This window comes from Dehalobacterium formicoaceticum, from assembly GCF_002224645.1.
Lineage (GTDB): Bacteria > Bacillota > Dehalobacteriia > Dehalobacteriales > Dehalobacteriaceae > Dehalobacterium > Dehalobacterium formicoaceticum.
The window spans coordinates 1,446,466-1,461,815 of record NZ_CP022121.1; the positions used below are offsets into that span (position 1 = coordinate 1,446,466).

17 protein-coding genes are annotated in these 15,350 nt (G+C 39.8%); 13 read left to right on the top strand and 4 right to left on the bottom strand.

All coding sequences use genetic code 11. The features are described 5' to 3' along the window. Window position 1 precedes the first annotated feature (1 nt). From CEQ75_RS07165 to CEQ75_RS07215, 12 genes are all read left to right on the top strand, one after another. Window positions 2-310 (top strand): nucleotidyltransferase family protein, encoded by a 309-nt coding sequence (locus CEQ75_RS07165; protein ID WP_089609721.1) that lies wholly within the window; start codon window positions 2-4, stop codon window positions 308-310. Continuing rightward, a complete protein-coding gene (locus CEQ75_RS07170; protein WP_089609722.1) occupies window positions 300-689 on the top strand; it encodes a HepT-like ribonuclease domain-containing protein in 390 nt (129 codons plus the stop codon). The genes CEQ75_RS07165 and CEQ75_RS07170 overlap by 11 nt, the downstream gene beginning before the upstream one ends. 225 nt (window positions 690-914) lie before the next feature. Beyond that, window positions 915-1,661: a RecQ family ATP-dependent DNA helicase gene (locus tag CEQ75_RS19335; protein WP_338032005.1), complete on the top strand. Its 747-nt coding sequence runs from the start codon at window positions 915-917 to the stop codon at window positions 1,659-1,661. Window positions 1,662-1,678: 17 nt separating this feature from the next. Next, a complete protein-coding gene (locus tag CEQ75_RS07175; protein WP_338032006.1) occupies window positions 1,679-3,109 on the top strand; it encodes an RQC domain-containing protein in 1,431 nt (476 codons plus the stop codon). A gap of 136 nt (window positions 3,110-3,245) precedes the next feature. After that, window positions 3,246-4,235: an MBL fold metallo-hydrolase gene (locus tag CEQ75_RS07180; protein ID WP_089609723.1), complete on the top strand. Its 990-nt coding sequence runs from the start codon at window positions 3,246-3,248 to the stop codon at window positions 4,233-4,235. Window positions 4,236-4,604: 369 nt separating this feature from the next. Beyond that, on the top strand, window positions 4,605-5,471 hold the full coding sequence (locus CEQ75_RS07185) for an oxidoreductase (protein WP_089609724.1): 867 nt from the start codon (window positions 4,605-4,607) through the stop codon (window positions 5,469-5,471). Between the two features lie 73 nt (window positions 5,472-5,544). Next, entirely contained in the window at window positions 5,545-6,240 is a 696-nt protein-coding gene (locus CEQ75_RS07190) for a nucleotide exchange factor GrpE (protein WP_089609725.1), read from the top strand. Then, a complete protein-coding gene (locus tag CEQ75_RS07195; RefSeq protein WP_089609726.1) occupies window positions 6,230-8,059 on the top strand; it encodes an Hsp70 family protein in 1,830 nt (609 codons plus the stop codon). Before CEQ75_RS07190 ends, CEQ75_RS07195 begins: the two co-directional genes overlap by 11 nt. 11 nt (window positions 8,060-8,070) lie before the next feature. Continuing rightward, window positions 8,071-9,318: a DnaJ domain-containing protein gene (locus tag CEQ75_RS07200; RefSeq protein ID WP_089609727.1), complete on the top strand. Its 1,248-nt coding sequence runs from the start codon at window positions 8,071-8,073 to the stop codon at window positions 9,316-9,318. Between the two features lie 53 nt (window positions 9,319-9,371). After that, a complete protein-coding gene (locus CEQ75_RS07205; RefSeq protein WP_089609728.1) occupies window positions 9,372-10,568 on the top strand; it encodes a homocysteine biosynthesis protein in 1,197 nt (398 codons plus the stop codon). Between the two features lie 13 nt (window positions 10,569-10,581). After that, entirely contained in the window at window positions 10,582-10,992 is a 411-nt protein-coding gene (locus CEQ75_RS07210) for an NIL domain-containing protein (RefSeq protein WP_089609729.1), read from the top strand. Between the two features lie 42 nt (window positions 10,993-11,034). Further along, window positions 11,035-11,772, top strand: a complete 738-nt coding sequence (locus CEQ75_RS07215; protein ID WP_089609730.1) for a UPF0280 family protein — start codon at window positions 11,035-11,037, stop codon at window positions 11,770-11,772. Between the two features lie 175 nt (window positions 11,773-11,947). Here the strand turns inward: CEQ75_RS07215 and CEQ75_RS07220 are convergent, their stop codons facing one another. After that, complete coding sequence (locus tag CEQ75_RS07220) at window positions 11,948-12,268, bottom strand: DUF1360 domain-containing protein (protein ID WP_089609731.1); 321 nt, start codon at window positions 12,266-12,268, stop codon at window positions 11,948-11,950. Continuing rightward, window positions 12,268-12,447 carry a hypothetical protein gene (locus CEQ75_RS07225; RefSeq protein WP_089609732.1) on the bottom strand — a complete coding sequence of 60 codons (180 nt, stop codon included), beginning with the start codon at window positions 12,445-12,447 and terminating at the stop codon, window positions 12,268-12,270. The genes CEQ75_RS07220 and CEQ75_RS07225 overlap by 1 nt, the downstream gene beginning before the upstream one ends. Window positions 12,448-12,640: 193 nt before the next feature. Between CEQ75_RS07225 and CEQ75_RS07230 the strand changes: the two genes are divergently transcribed. Continuing rightward, complete coding sequence (locus tag CEQ75_RS07230; RefSeq protein ID WP_157677361.1) at window positions 12,641-14,263, top strand: L,D-transpeptidase family protein; 1,623 nt, start codon at window positions 12,641-12,643, stop codon at window positions 14,261-14,263. Window positions 14,264-14,344: 81 nt separating this feature from the next. Here CEQ75_RS07230 and CEQ75_RS07235 read toward each other — a convergent pair whose 3' ends face one another. Both CEQ75_RS07235 and CEQ75_RS07240 read right to left on the bottom strand, forming a co-directional pair. Then, entirely contained in the window at window positions 14,345-14,761 is a 417-nt protein-coding gene (locus CEQ75_RS07235; RefSeq protein ID WP_089609734.1) for a DUF6691 family protein, read from the bottom strand. Next, on the bottom strand, window positions 14,761-15,285 hold the full coding sequence (locus CEQ75_RS07240; protein WP_089609735.1) for a YeeE/YedE family protein: 525 nt from the start codon (window positions 15,283-15,285) through the stop codon (window positions 14,761-14,763). The genes CEQ75_RS07235 and CEQ75_RS07240 overlap by 1 nt, the downstream gene beginning before the upstream one ends. Window positions 15,286-15,350 lie beyond the last annotated feature (65 nt).

Consider the following 15,350-nt stretch of genomic DNA (forward strand, 5'->3'; position numbering starts at 1 on the left):
TATGGAAAAAAAGGTATATCAGATTAATGAAATTAAATCGAAGCTGTATCCAGTTTTTGAGGCTTCTCCTGTATATCGAGCCATATTATTCGGGTCTTATGCAAAAGGCAACGCCACAAGCCAAAGTGATGTTGATATTGTTATCGACAGTAAAGGTGAACTTCTAAATATGGCATTTTATGGTGTGCTGGAGGATATTACAGAACAACTTAATAAACGTGTTGATTTATTTGAAATATCTGAAGTAAAAAGAAATTCCGTTATTTGTTCCGCTATAGAACGGGAGGGAATTGTTATCTATGAGAAGTAAAGACAGGATTATTCTGCAAAAAATAGGCGGTTATATTAAAGACGTAATTCAGTATATAGATGGATATACTTTTGAGCAGTTTATGACAGACAAAAAAACTATTTCCGCATGTGCCTTTACTGTCTCTCAAATTGGTGAACTGGCAAAAGATATCACCACGGACACTCAAGAAAAGCATTCTAGCATTCCATGGAAAAGCATAAAGGGTATGAGAAATAAAATTGTCCATGATTATGAAAATATTGATTTAGCCGTGCTTTGGGGGACGATCGCAAAAAGTTTGCCAGAAATCATGAATCAAATTGATGGAATCTTGTATCACGAAATAGAGGAGACGAATATCTTTAACAATGAAGAAGATGAGAAATTCAAGAGATAATTTGTAAGTAAACACTCCCTAAACACCAAAATTGAAATGGGGCAATAATCTTATTCTTATAATCTTCTCAAACCAGTTGTGTGAGGCAAATCACATAATTGTGTATTCCTGATTACCGGTTCAAAGATATTTCCCCATACGCATTGTTGACTCCTGGTTCATATCCGGCCATAATATTAGATAGAGCTATGAATAAATAAGTACAAACCAAGGTGGATATGAGACATGATGGAAAATGCACTTAAACTATTAAAAACCTATTTCGGCTACCAATCTTTTAAAGAGGGTCAGGAGCAAATTATAGAAAACATTTTAGCAGGCCGTGATACTCTGGGCATTATGCCTACCGGGGGCGGAAAGTCACTTTGCTATCAGATACCTGCTCTTATTTTTGAAGGGACGACTTTGGTTATTTCTCCCCTAATTTCATTAATGAAGGATCAGATTGATACCTTATTAAACTTGGGAGTTGCTGCCTCTTTTATTAACAGCAGTTTAACGCCCCGCCAGGTGCAGGAACGGATTGCCCATGCAGGGGAGGGCCGGTTTAAATTGCTTTATATCGCTCCGGAACGCTTAGAATCAGAGAACTTTCGGGGATTGCTTCAATCCTTGTCCATTAATTTAATAGCCATTGATGAAGCCCACTGTGTTTCTCAATGGGGCCATGATTTTCGTCCCAGCTACCGGCATATTGGACAGTTCATTCAGGAAATTCCGGAGCGTCCGGTGATTACAGCTTTTACGGCCACCGCCACAGAAGAAGTGAAAGAGGACATCATCAAACTCTTAGGTCTGAAAAATGAAAAAGTTTTCGTGACCGGATTTGATCGGGACAACCTGTCCTTTGAGGTCAGAAAGGGCGAGAACAAAAGAGACTTTTTGCTGGATTATTTGCAGGAAAACCGGGAGGAATCAGGGATTATTTATGTTGCTACCCGGAAAGAAGCGGATAATCTCTTTCTTTTTTAGAGAAAAAAGACCTTCAAGTGGGTAAATATCATGCCGGCATGAAGGATCGGGAAAGAGCAGCCGCTCAAGATGCATTTTTGTTTGATGAGGTCAGAGTCATGATCGCCACCAATGCCTTTGGCATGGGCATTGACAAATCCAATGTGCGTTTTGTGATTCATTACAATATGCCGAAAAACATGGAATCCTATTATCAGGAAGCGGGCAGGGCCGGACGGGACGGGGCACCGGGGGAGTGTATTCTGCTTTTCAGCCCTCAGGATATTATCATCCAAAAATTCTTAATCGAAGAAACCATTTATGCGACCGCTCGAAAAACCAATGAGTATCAGAAGCTTCAGCTCATGGCAGATTATTGTCATACGGATCGCTGCCTGCGTAAGTATATTTTAGAGTACTTTGGTGAAAGAGTTTCCTACGAAAACTGCGATCATTGCGGTAACTGTACTCAGGAAACGGAAATCGTTGATATTACCATTGAGGCGCAGAAAATATTTTCTTGTATGCGCCGCATGAAGGAACGTTTTGGTCTTAAGATGGTAGCCTCTGTCTTAAAAGGCTCTAAAATCGCAAAAATCAAGAAATTCGGTTTTGATCGCTTATCAACTTACGGTCTGATGGCCGAAAAGACAGAAAAGGAAATTTTGGATTTATTGAATCTTCTGGTGGCAGAGGGATACATCCATCTGACGGAAGGCCAGTATCCTGTGGCCAAGCTTTGTCCTGAAGCAGCCCCTGTTCTCCGGGGGGAACAACAAGTCTTTCGCAAAACCCCGGTCAGGCAGGAAAAGGATATTTCTGCTGCCCATGCTCTTTTTGAAATGCTGCGTCATCTGCGTAAAGAAATTGCCCAAGCAGAAAATGTTCCTCCTTATGTGGTGTTCAGTGATCATACACTGCAAGCCATGAGTGAGAAAGTCCCGCTGAACCGGTTTTCACTAAGGACCATCAGCGGATTGGGAGATGTCAAACTGGAGAAGTATGGGGAACGCTTCCTGGAAGTGATCACTGAGTTTGTGGCGGAAGATCACGGCCTGCAGGATGGGCAAGATAATCAAATTAAGCAAGAGAATCAAAATAAGCAAAGCGAAAAAAATGAACAACATGCGGGAAAGGTGTCAGCAGATCATGCAGAGAAGGAACCCAGTCATCTGATCAGCTATCAACAATTTATGGAAGGTAAGACCTTAGAGGAGATTGCCCAGAAGAGAAATCTCAGTCTGACTACCATTGAGAGTCATATCATCCGTTCAGGGGAAGAGGGGCACCCTATTGACTGGGATGCCTTGATTACCAAGGAAGAGGAGTTATTAGTGCTGAAAAAGGCGCAAGAAATTGGCAGTGAAAAACTGAAACTGCTAAAGGAGGTTCTGCCTGAAGAGATTGATTATTTTACGATTAAAGCAGTTTTGCTGAAACAAAAACTTGATACCATTTCATCTGACTAAGCATTGGAGTGAATTAAATGAAAGAAAAGGGTACTCTGATCAAAGGAGAACCCTTTTAAATATTTTAAGCAGCAGGGTGTAAATTCCCTGTTATTTATTTAATCATTGGATATTAGTTGAAAAGCGAGGATAATAGATGAACAAAGAAATAAAGGAAATATTTAAGAATATATACAAAATAGAAATTCCTCTGCCTCAAAACCCCTTAAAAGCGACCAATTCTTATTTTATTTCGGGAACCGAGAGGAATCTTTTAATCGATACAGGGTTTAACCAGCCTGAATGTCGTCAAGCAATGGATGAGGCCAGGCGGAAATTAGGCTTCTCTTTGGATCGGACAGATCTTTTCGTTACCCATGTTCATGGGGATCATTGCGGATTAGTGGGATATTTGGCGGAACCAAAAACGAAGGTTTATTGCGGGGATTACTGTGCACAAGCTTTAATGGGAAAACATGACTGGGATCAATTTGAAGCTCTGATTATGGAAAGCGGCCTTAAGGCCCAAGGATTTTCCTATGATGTTTCAGTTCATCCTGGAAATAAGTATGCCAGTACCATCATTCCTCACGCCGAGATTGTTGAAGACGGGGATATCCTTCAAGTGGGGAATTTTACTTTCCATTGCATTTTGACCACCGGCCATGCACCGGATCATTTTTGTCTATATGAACCCCAGCACGAAATCCTTTTTTCCGGGGATCATATTTTGGGGAAAATCACGCCCAATAATACCATCTGGGGTACACCCTGGTCGATCAATGTTGACTATTTAGGTACTTACCTGGAAAACTTAGAAAAAATTAAAGCTTTGGAAATCAAGACAGTTTTACCGGGACATCGGGATCTTATTACTAACTGCAATGGCCGGATTGAGGAATTAAAAAACCATCATCAACGAAGATTACAACATATTTTGGATATTATTGGGGACGGGAAAATGACAGGAGCGCAGGTTGCCAGTTTGATGAAATGGGATATCAGAGCGAATAGCTGGGATGACTTTCCCCCGGCTCAGAAATTGTTTGCCACAGGGGAGGCTTTGGCTCATCTTACTCATTTGGTTTTTCAAGATGTGTTGGTTAAGGAATTGATGGATGGGGTGGTATATTATAGGGAAGCGTAGATACGGTTCCTTTGCTTCCTAGTCATTTTCCGAGTATGTTTTGTTTTTATTAATAGTATTCTCTACCTGTTTTTAAAGGGATGAAACCACTTCTTCACTCAAAGTATCCTATAGTATTTTCATTTCTTTGCAATTTTGGACTGTACTTTTATTGTAGCACTCGAAACGGCATTATAGCCTAAACCATATAACAAAATATAAGTATTAACGATTATGCAACATAAGTAAAAACAATTATAATAATATTGTAAAGAAAATCTATACCGTTTAGTAAACGATTTGTTTGTTCCATATTACGCGCGCATAGGATTAGATATGGGAGAAAGCAAGAAAAATTTACTATAATATAAAAATAGGAGGCGTATCCCTATGACTGAATTGCATGAAAGAAATGTGAAATCAGTGTCTACACCAGCACCACCTGCCGATTCTTACGATTATGAAAAGTTGTTATATAAAATGCCTACCAAAGATGAATATAAAGCGCACTACGAAAAAGAAGAAGAGTATAGACAATTATATCCTCATTTATTTAGTCCTTATACAATTAAAAAGACTACATTCAAAAATAGAGTATTTAATGTGCCCCATGGAATGACATATATAGTTACACCTGAAGGGTTTATCAGTAAATCAGGTATTTTTGCTTTTGGTGACAGAGCCAGGGGCGGCGCAGCGGTTGTTACTACTAATGAAGCACGTATAGATCCTTTAAATGGTTGTGCTCATGACTATCAAATCAATGTTATAGATGAGAAAAGCATTCGTACTCTAGCCCAATTAGCAGATTATATTCATGTGTGGGGTGGTCTTGCTAATTTAGAATTAGAACACTGTGGGCCTTTTGCTTTACCGCCGTATAACGGTGGCAGAAATCCCATTGGACCGTCTAAGAATGTCTTAGCTACCGGTGTTGAAGTTGATGAGATGGATGAAGAAGAAATGGATCGTGTGGCAAATTGTTTTGCTAACGCGGCCCAAATGGGAAAACGTTCAGGTTTTGATATGTGCTTGATCCATGGTGCACATAACTGGTTATTGGCTTCATTCTTGTCACCACTGGAAAATAGAAGAAAAGATAAATACGGCGGTAGTTTAGAGAATAGAGCAAGATTCCCAATGATGGTTCTTGACCGCATTCGCCAAAAAGTAGGCCCTGACTTTATCCTAGAATATAGAATCAGTGGTTCAGAATTAACCGATGGTGGTTTACAAGTAGAAGAAGTTTGTGAATAAGGGTTGGCTTCACAACCTTGATTCGTGATACGATCAGTGGTGATACTGTATCAGCTATAGAGGGAGGAACATCATGGGTTGGAGGTTTTGGGAAAATAAAAAGAAAGTTGATGAAGAGCATACGTTAGTATCATTGAAAGAAGAAATCTCTCAAATAATCAGAAAATCTGATAAAGTTGAAGAGGATTTAAAAAAAATAGAGAATAAAATAGATAATAAATTGGAAGGGATAAATCACCAATTAGAAAATAACGAGGAGGCAATTCAAAAATCGTTAAGATTGGAGTATAAGTCTTCCCAGGAGATCTTAAAGAAATTAAATCAAGTTAATGAAAGAATAACTGAAAGTATAGATTATTGTGAGAAATATTTAGAATTTGAGCGTGAGAAGGATAGTTTTTTTAAGGAAAGAAACTTTATTTTAGAAAGAATTATTCAGTGGTTAGATGATATTGATTTAATTTGCGAAAAAATTGATGGACATGAGCAGGAATACTGGCTTCAGGTATTGAAAAGCTGGCAAAAACAAATTGTAGAATCGTTAAAAATGTTAAGCATATATGAGATCGATATTTTAGGAAAGACCTTTAATCATGAAGTAGCCGAATCTGTGGGTACAAAGAAAAGGGAGATTAACAAAGATTATTTGCCTTATGAAGTTGTTAATGTATTGCAAAGAGGTTTTATCCTTCAAGATGGGACTTTATTGAGAAAAGCAAAAGTTATTACGATCGAAGAAAAGGAGAGAACAGGAGCTTATGAACAATAGTAATCCCATAGAAAATGGATTTCGTCCCATTGTAGGCATAGATTTAGGAACAACAAATTCTGCTATAGGTTATATTTATGACAGGAAACCCCAGATATTAAAAACTCTTAAAGGTGAAAGAATTCTCCCTTCTGTAGTACTAATCGATTTGGAGGATAATGTTGTAGTCGGTCAGGATGCCTTGGATTCACTGGTTGCTATGCCGGAACGCACAGTTGCAGCAGTTAAAAGGAGGATGGGTTCAGCTGATCTGATTCATATCGCCGGTAGAAACCTATTACCCCAAGAAGTGTCCGCATTGATTTTGAAGGAATTAAAAAAGAGTGTCGATGATTTATATGGAGAAGGAGAAAAGGAAGCAGTAATTACAGTACCTTCTTATTTTACGGATGCCCAACGACGAGCTACGAAGCAAGCCGGGGAGTTAGCAGGGTTTTTCGTTGAGCGTATTATAAATGAACCAACAGCAGCAGCTTTAGCTTATGGTTTGGACAATTTAAAAAAAGATGGCTATATCCTTGTTTATGACTTGGGCGGGGGAACCTTTGATGTATCTGTTGTAGAATTGATGAGTGGGATATTGGAGGTTAAAGCCTCTACAGGAAATAATTTCTTAGGCGGAGAGGATTTTGACTGGCGGCTTGTGGACTGGCTTGCCCAGAAAGTAATAGATGAGCACAATATAGATCCTAAAGATGATCTCCGGGCAAAAGCTTTATTAAAACATGAGGCAGAAAACATTAAGATTAAACTCTCTTCAGAGGAAAGTGTTCAAGTGGTTATACCAGTGGTAATGGTAAAGGATAACCAACCTATCGGTTTAAATACCAGAATTCATCGCGGAGAATTTATTAATTTAATTGATGATTTACTTCAAGGAACGATAGATCTAACACAAGAGGTTTTAAAAGATGCAGACCTTTCTGCTGCAGATATAGATGAAATACTGCTTGTGGGGGGATCAACCAGAATCCCCAGGGTATTTGAATTGATTTCGAATCTTTTTGGTAAAAATCCCAAGAACGATATTAACCCTGATGAAACAGTGGCATTAGGTGCTGCTGTTCAGGCGGGACTAAAATCAGGAGTACTATCAAAAAGCGGGCTGATAGCTACAGATGTAGCACCGTTTTCTATGGGGATTGCTGTCATGAAGGAATGGGGATTATCAAATTTTAGACCTGGTGGTTTTGCAATAATTATACCAAAAAATACAACTATACCTGTAACCCGAAGTGAAGAATACACGACCACATATGATGGACAAACCAGTGTGTCCATCGAGATATATCAGGGAGAGCATGAATGGGTTAAAAACAATTATAAATTAGGAGAATTTCTGTTGGAAGGCATTCCAGCCGCTAATGCCGGTGAGGAAGTTATAGAAGTTAAATTCAGGTATAACCTTAATGGGATATTAGAAGTTAATGCTAAATGTATTTCAACCGGAAAAGATATGACAGTTACGGTTCAAGATGCCCTAAACCGTGATTCGCAAAAAACTTTAGAAGACAGTATGGAGAAGATAAAATCCCTTTATCATGAAGAAGATAAAGAAATTGAGGATTTTGAAGATTTGGATGATATTGAAGAGATCTTTAATTTAGATGATGAATATACATGGGAATCCTTGACTGAGGAAGCTAAGACCCATATCAATGATTTAAATACCTTGAAAAATAATATGGATGAAAGACAACAAAAGCAAGCTAATAAATTAATCCTAGGCCTTCAAGAGGCAATAGGGGATGAAAATGAAGATAGCTTACAAGCTATCATTGAAGAGACAATAGATTTTATGATAGATTTAGAGTTATAGGAGTTGAAAAGATGACAGGGGGAACACAAAAGAGAAAAACCAAAAAAAAGAATGCCGAAAATTTATATAAAATATTGGGCACCCGGTCTAATATTGGTCAGGATAGAATTAAGGAGAAATATATCGAGAAACTAAGAGAGTTTCCCCCTGAAACACATCCAGAAGAATTCCAGGAGATCAGAAGAGCTTATGAAACACTAAAGGATGTTAATAAGCGCAAACAATATGATATGTTACGTAAATATGGGGATAAACTTGAAAAGACGATGGATGATGTTATGTTTTTAAGATCCACAGGGGAATACCAAAAAGCAATGGAGCTAGTAGACTATGTGCTGGAAATAGAACCAGATAATACTGCTGTTAGACTAGAGCAGGCGGAATTATTCTTAGATATGGAAAATATTGAGGAATTTAATCGTATTTTTAATAAAATCTTGGAAACATGTGATATTGCCGAAAAGCAATATGTATTATTTATTCAGTTCAAGATGCTCTATTCAGAGGGCTATTATGATGAGGCATTGGCTGCACTGGAAAAAAACAAAGAATGTATCACAGATTTAGAGAATTACCATAAACTTCGCGCAATGGCATTTTTGGACTCACGGGATCTTCCAGAAGGATGGAAAGAACTTAAAAATGCCCTGCCACCGATAGATAATTTAACTATTGAGGATTTAGAAATTTTGTTACTTTGGTTAAATACGGGCATTGCATTAGAAAAATGGGGGGAAATTTCCAAGATTCAAAGTTATTTCCGCAAACTATCAAAAACAATCAACGATGAAGAAGATTTGGCCATCCTTAAGGATCATTTATTGGAAGAAGCAGAGTCGTACGTAGAGGCAAATCGTTATCGAGCAGCGGATGTTATTATGCAGTTAGCTAGTCAAATTTTCAAAAAAGATCTATTCATCAAGGAGCGTAAGGAAGAAATTCAGTCAATTGCCCGATTAGATATGGAGTTAAAACAATCATCAAAAGACCAGGAGTTATTTCCGTATGTCCAAATAAAGATTGTAGGAATGTTTATTGAAAGGCATTCTACTCCAGAAGATTATGAGGAATTTTTAGGTGATTACCCTCACGAACTGATGGAGGAATGGGAATTGATGAAAGAAAATATAGCTCATGGAATACTACGAATTAAGAAGAAATATCCTTCATTATATAAAGAATTTAACCAAGAATTGACAATATTATTTAATGAATCAACGGAAGGTCTGAATCGTGAACAAAGAAGGGGTTTAAGGTAGAAGAGGTATTTAGTTTCATTATAGCAATCTGGGGAGATGGGAAGGGATATTTAATGTCAGTGACAAAAACCTATGAAGAGATTAATGAGAAAATAAAAAAAGGCAAGGCCGTAGTAGTTACTGCAGAAGAAATTATTGACCTGGCCAAGGAAGAGGGCATCAGCAGTGCGGCTGCTAAGGTTGATGTAGTGACTACAGGTACCTTTGGTGCCATGTGTTCTTCCGGAGCTTTCCTTAATTTTGGTCACTCCAAGCCCAAAATGAAAATGCAGAAGGTTTGGTTAAATGGGGTTTCCGCATATGGAGGGATTGCAGCCGTAGATGCTTATATTGGGGCTACGGAATTACCTGATGATGATCCTTGCAATAAAGTACACCCGGGCAACTTTAACTATGGGGGCGGACATGTTCTTGAGGATTTGGTAAGCGGAAAACCGGTAAAACTTGAAGCGACAGCTTACGGTACCGATTGTTACCCAAGAAAAAAACTGGAGACGACCATAACGATTCATGATTTAAACTATGCGCTTTTGTTTAATCCCCGCAATGCATATCAAAACTATAATGTGGGGATTAACACAACCGATAAAACGATTTATACTTATATGGGCGTACTGAGACCTCATATGATGAATGCCAATTATTCCTGTGCTGGACAGCTAAGTCCCTTAATGAATGATCCTTATTATCGGACGATTGGGATTGGAACGAGAATCTTTTTAGGCGGCGGGATCGGCTATATTGCCTGGCACGGGACCCAGCACAGCCCGTCAGAAGAGAGAACGGATAAGGGAATTCCTACCGGCGGGGCGGGGACATTGGCTTTAATGGGTGATTTAAAACAGATGAGCCCGGAATGGTTAAGAGGATTAAGTATCCTTGGATATGGGGCGAGCCTGGCGGTTGGGGTGGGGATACCCATACCTATTTTGAATGAAGAAATTCTGGAATATACCTTGGTGACAGACGAAGATATTTTTGCCCCGGTGGTTGATTACGGAACAAATTATCCTAATGCAGAACCTGGTAATTTGGGTTTAGTCAGCTATGCCCAATTAAAATCCGGAAAAATTGAAATTCAGGGCAAAGAAGTAAAAACTGCCCCGATGTCCAGTTATCCAAAAGCGAAAAAGATCGCAGAAACACTAAAAGATTGGATTAATAATGGTAAGTTTCTCTTAACCCAACCGGTAGAAAAATTACCTTCCGTTGAAGATGATATTAAAATCAACCCGTTAATAATCAAGTAGGAGGCTCACACTTATGACCGTATCTAAAAAAGTAGTACTTAGGTTGAACGCGAAGATCGTTGATCAACCGATTATATATTCATTAATAAAAGATTATGGATTAATTCCTAATATCTTAAAAGCGGAAATTAACCCTCAGAAAGAGGGTTACCTGGTCGTGGAAATTCAGGGAGAAGATTTGCAATATGCGGCAGGCCTGGAATTTCTGAACTCTTTAGGTGTAACCATAGATGCCCTGAATGAGAAGGTCGTTAGAAATGAAGCAAAATGCATTGAATGCGGGCATTGCACTGGGGTTTGTCCTACCCATGCGTTGACATTAAACAGACCGGAAATGACCATAAGCTTTGATGGGGAAAAATGTGTGGTATGTGAAATATGTGTAAAAAGCTGCCCCGTAAAAGCTATGGAACTGTATTTTTAACCACTTAGCAAATTAAGAACTTGCGTCAAAGGGTGTGCAGAAATGTATGTGGATCGAATCTATCGGAATGATGTTATATCGAATTTAAAAACCTTCAATATAAAAATAAAAGAAACGGATTTGTTAATTTCCCTTAGAGCAGAAGACTATCATCCGGAAATAGAAGATACGGTTACTCAATATACATTTTTGCTGCGTAATGAGTTAGAAGAATATATTAAAAGTGATCCTGTATTCTTTACCAGTCTTACGCCCCATCTTGTTCGCCCGGAGGCACCGGAGCTGGCAGTCAGTATGGCTAAGTATGCCAATATGGCCGGTGTGGGACCTATGGCAGCTGTTGCCGGGGGATTTGCCCAGATGGTAGGGGAGTATGTGGGTCAGTTTTCTCGGGAAGTGATTGTGGAAAACGGAGGAGATATTTATCTGAAATCTGCTCAAACGAGAACAGTGGGGATATTTGCCGGTAAGTCACCTTTTAGTAATCGTATCGGGATAAAAATTCCCTCCTATAAGACTCCTTTAGGAATCTGCACCTCCTCCGGTACGGTGGGGCCGTCTTTAAGCTTTGGTCAGGCTGATGCGGCTATTATTTTAGCTAAATCGGTATTTTTATCAGATGCAGCTGCCACTGCAGCAGGAAACCTGGTCAATACTCCGGAAGATTTTGATGCGACCATTAAATTTATCCGAAAGATAAAAGGTATCAGTGGCATCGTGTTAATTAAAGATGATAAGATGGCCCTATGGGGCTCAGTTGAGATTGTGCCTATAAAGTAAATCTGATAAATCCGAAGAATGTTCCTGAATGGAAGCGAAGCGGTAAATATCTTTGTTTATTTCTAAAATGAGATAGCCACGATTGGGCGTTTATGATGCGCCCTTTCGTGGCTTTTTTATGCCGGGGAACTTTCTGAGTGGGACATGTGTTCCATTTTCATATGATCTGCGGATATTATTTGCGGCTGTCAAAAGGTGTGTACTTGTCCTCAAACTGATCAATCAAGGGATAGAATATCGCAATCGTCATCAGACTGAGATATGCGGTGACAAAGCCGAAACTAAGCATAGACAGTAAAAAGCTAAGTTTAAAGGCGAATGGATGGAATACGAGGAAGACGCCCAAGCCGCACCAAAAGCCCTGGCAAAAAGGACAGCTAAGAAGTTTCCAAAATACATAACCTTTTGTACTAAGATAGGTTCTGACATTTTTAAACAAGACAAAATCAAACAAGAAAAAACGGATGCTTAAGACCAATAATATTTGGAATATCATTACAAATCACCTTCGCGATGCAGATATTCTTCTAACAGAATCTTAAACTGATCATTTGTCAAAGATACTTTGCCGCCGAAATCATCTTTAATGATTACCAGATTTGCATCAGGATTAAATTCTATGGTTGGACAACATCCCTTCTGACAAAGAGTCAGCTTAATTGGCTCTTTCATCATGTAACAGCTCCTTCATATTTTGTGGTTCTAATTATAATATGAAAGCAAATGAGAGCTTGCCACTAATCCGCTGTAAATAGTAAATAACAATAAAATCAGCTTGGACCTGAAAATAGTGGTTTTAATTACAGCTGTCGACACATACAATGCGTGGTAGGAATGAAAAATCAACCATTTCTAAGTGGAAAAAGAGGTGAGCCACCTGGATAAGGATTTGGAAAATCCTGCAGAAATTCCATCAGAAGAGCTGACTGAAACACCTTTGGAGTCGGAGGAGGCAAGGGCGGAAACAATTCCGGAAAAAATCCCGGAATCATCAGAAGCTGAAGCAGAAGCAGCGCAGCCTGAAGAAGAAAACGTCGGACACCCCTTAAAAACAAAAATCAAAGAGCTGGTAATAAACAAACGAAAATTTCTTATCGCGGGGATAATAATCCTTGTAACTTTTCTTTTGGTTTATTTTGGCATGGCACGATACTATACCCAGCACTTTTATTTTCGTACTGAAATCAATGGAATCAATGTTTCCGGAAAGACTCTAGAGGAAGCAAAAATGATCATGACGGCTAAAGTTAAGGAGTATACGTTAAACATCAAGGAGCGGGATGGAAGGAATGAACAAATAAAGGCGGCTGATGTAGGCTTGGAGAATATTCCGGATGAGGAAATTAAAAAGATTTTTGACAGCCAGAAGGGTTTTAAGTGGGTCGGATCATTTTTTGCGGGAGAAGAATCCCACAACAAGACTATTGCTTTAAAATATGACGAGAAACTGCTGGATGAAATGATAGATCAACTTTCTTGTGTTCAACCGGTCAATATTGTTGAACCGGCAAATCCTACTTTTAAATACGCAGACAGCACCTATGTAATTATTGACGGTGCCCTGGGCAAAAAAGTGGATCAGAAAATTTTACAGTCAGTTGCGGCTGTCGCCATCAGTAAGATGGAGGCAGAAGTTGATTTGGAAGCAAGGAATTGTTATTTCAAGCCCCAGTATGATGCCCAGTCCCCTGAAATCATAGCAACTAATGATACCCTTAAGAAATATATCGCAACAAAAATTATTTATTCCAGTGGAGATTGTGAAAAAACCTTAGACGGCTCCCGGATCAACCAATGGCTGACCGTAGATGAAAATCTCAATATTAATGTGAACGAAGAAATGATGTGGGATTTTATCAATGAGCTGGCTCAGACCTTTAATACCACCGGCAAGACCAGATCATTTGTCACATCCCCAGGAGAAAGGATCGAAGTCAGCGGCGGTGATTACGGCATGGCACTTGATAAGGAGCAAGAAAACCACTATTTGATGTCTGTCATTCCCAAAGGGGAGAATGTCACAAAAGAGCCCTTATTTAATCAGATTGTTTTTCCTCAAGGGGAAAAGGACGGGGGTAATGATTCAGAAAAAAATCCAGGTGATTTAGGGCAAAATGATATCGGAAATACCTATGTAGAAATATCCCTGGAAGAACAGCATATCTGGTTCTATAAAGACGGCTCTTTAATCGTGGATGGAGATATTGTGTCGGGGAATGAAAGTAAAAATCACGCCACCCGGACAGGAGTTTATCGCTTGAAATATAAATCAAGAAATGTGGTTCTGAAGGGTCCCGATTACGCTGTGCCCGTAGACTATTGGATGCCCTTTGACGGAGGAATCGGGATCCATGATGCCACCTGGAGAAGCAGATTTGGATCTTCCATATACAAGACCAATGGTTCTCATGGTTGTGTAAATACACCCCATCATGTATCTAAGGAGATCTTCCGGCATATTGAGCCGGGCACCCCGGTTGTCACTTATTAACTTAAAGCTTAACTTAAAGCCCCCCAAGGAGACTGCTTCAGCGGGGGGCTTGTTGTTTTTGAGGGAGTGAAGATTTAAATGTTAAATATTAGGGTTGTTTTTAGAGATCAGGGCATATAAATAAGTTCCGATGATGATACCGAGCATGGTAAACAGCCCTAATAATTTACCCTCTCCGACCTGGGCCAGTGCGGTGCCCGGACAAGCGCCTGACATGGCCCAACCGGTGCCAAAAATGAGTCCGCCATAAATATTGTACTTATTCAATGGTTTCTTACTGACGGTGATTTCCTGTCCGCGAAACCCTTTATTCCCGGCCAAGGCCAGGATTTTCATCCCGATGGCAGCAGTGACGATGGCAGTGATGATGACTAGAGCCAGTTTAAAATCCTGGCCGCTGAACATCGCGTAAATAAGATCATAATCGGAAGCACCAACTCTGCTTAAAGCAAAGCCGAATACGGTTCCAAATAGGAGAAAAGCTATTTTCCTGGACATTAAATCACCCCCAAAACCAGCAATCTAAGCAGGTAAACCGTGATCGTTCCGGCAATTAAAAAGGATACCGTCGCCAACAGGCTGGACAGATGAAAGTTTGCCAGGCCATGGATGCTGTGGCCGGAAGTGCACCCTCCCGCAATACGTGCTCCCACTCCTAAGAGGATGCCGCCGGAGAGAAACCATAGAGCACTTAGAGCAAAAGGCCATGGGAGAGTTTTCGTAAAGAGACCCATTTCGGGCGTCACAAGACTTAACCCTGCGGTCCGGGCTGAAATAAAGGCGCCAATCACGATGCCCGCTAGGAAAAAGAATCTCCAGTTGAATATCCGGGCATAAGCTGGTGTGTTCAACCACTTCAGCTTGGTCTTAGGGACAAATAATTTGACCAGGTTACCAAAACCTGAGGAGACACCAAGGGCAGTGTTCAAAAAATAATACATGGCGGGTACCAGGAGACCAATGAAGATTCCGCCCAGCCACCAAGGCCAGGGCTCAACAAAAATTGTACTGATCAAATTCAACTACACCACCTCCTCATAATGTTGCCCATCCTATCTGGGACAATCGTTGCATTTCTTTTTTTGCC

Bases quoted from the DNA above. Each gene is read 5' to 3' on its own strand.
- CEQ75_RS07165 (WP_089609721.1), top strand. From the start codon at position 2: ATGGAAAAAAAGGTATATCAGATTAATGAAATTAAATCGAAGCTGTAT.
- CEQ75_RS07170 (WP_089609722.1), top strand. From the start codon at position 300: ATGAGAAGTAAAGACAGGATTATTCTGCAAAAAATAGGCGGTTATATT.
- CEQ75_RS07180 (WP_089609723.1), top strand. From the start codon at position 3,246: ATGAACAAAGAAATAAAGGAAATATTTAAGAATATATACAAAATAGAA.
- CEQ75_RS07205 (WP_089609728.1), top strand. From the start codon at position 9,372: ATGTCAGTGACAAAAACCTATGAAGAGATTAATGAGAAAATAAAAAAA.
- CEQ75_RS07195 (WP_089609726.1), top strand. From the start codon at position 6,230: ATGAACAATAGTAATCCCATAGAAAATGGATTTCGTCCCATTGTAGGC.
- CEQ75_RS07235 (WP_089609734.1), bottom strand. From the start codon at position 14,761: ATGTCCAGGAAAATAGCTTTTCTCCTATTTGGAACCGTATTCGGCTTT.
- CEQ75_RS19335 (WP_338032005.1), top strand. From the start codon at position 915: ATGATGGAAAATGCACTTAAACTATTAAAAACCTATTTCGGCTACCAA.
- CEQ75_RS07200 (WP_089609727.1), top strand. From the start codon at position 8,071: ATGACAGGGGGAACACAAAAGAGAAAAACCAAAAAAAAGAATGCCGAA.
- CEQ75_RS07225 (WP_089609732.1), bottom strand. From the start codon at position 12,447: ATGATGAAAGAGCCAATTAAGCTGACTCTTTGTCAGAAGGGATGTTGT.
- CEQ75_RS07210 (WP_089609729.1), top strand. From the start codon at position 10,582: ATGACCGTATCTAAAAAAGTAGTACTTAGGTTGAACGCGAAGATCGTT.
- CEQ75_RS07185 (WP_089609724.1), top strand. From the start codon at position 4,605: ATGACTGAATTGCATGAAAGAAATGTGAAATCAGTGTCTACACCAGCA.
- CEQ75_RS07220 (WP_089609731.1), bottom strand. From the start codon at position 12,268: ATGATATTCCAAATATTATTGGTCTTAAGCATCCGTTTTTTCTTGTTT.
- CEQ75_RS07190 (WP_089609725.1), top strand. From the start codon at position 5,545: ATGGGTTGGAGGTTTTGGGAAAATAAAAAGAAAGTTGATGAAGAGCAT.
- CEQ75_RS07215 (WP_089609730.1), top strand. From the start codon at position 11,035: ATGTATGTGGATCGAATCTATCGGAATGATGTTATATCGAATTTAAAA.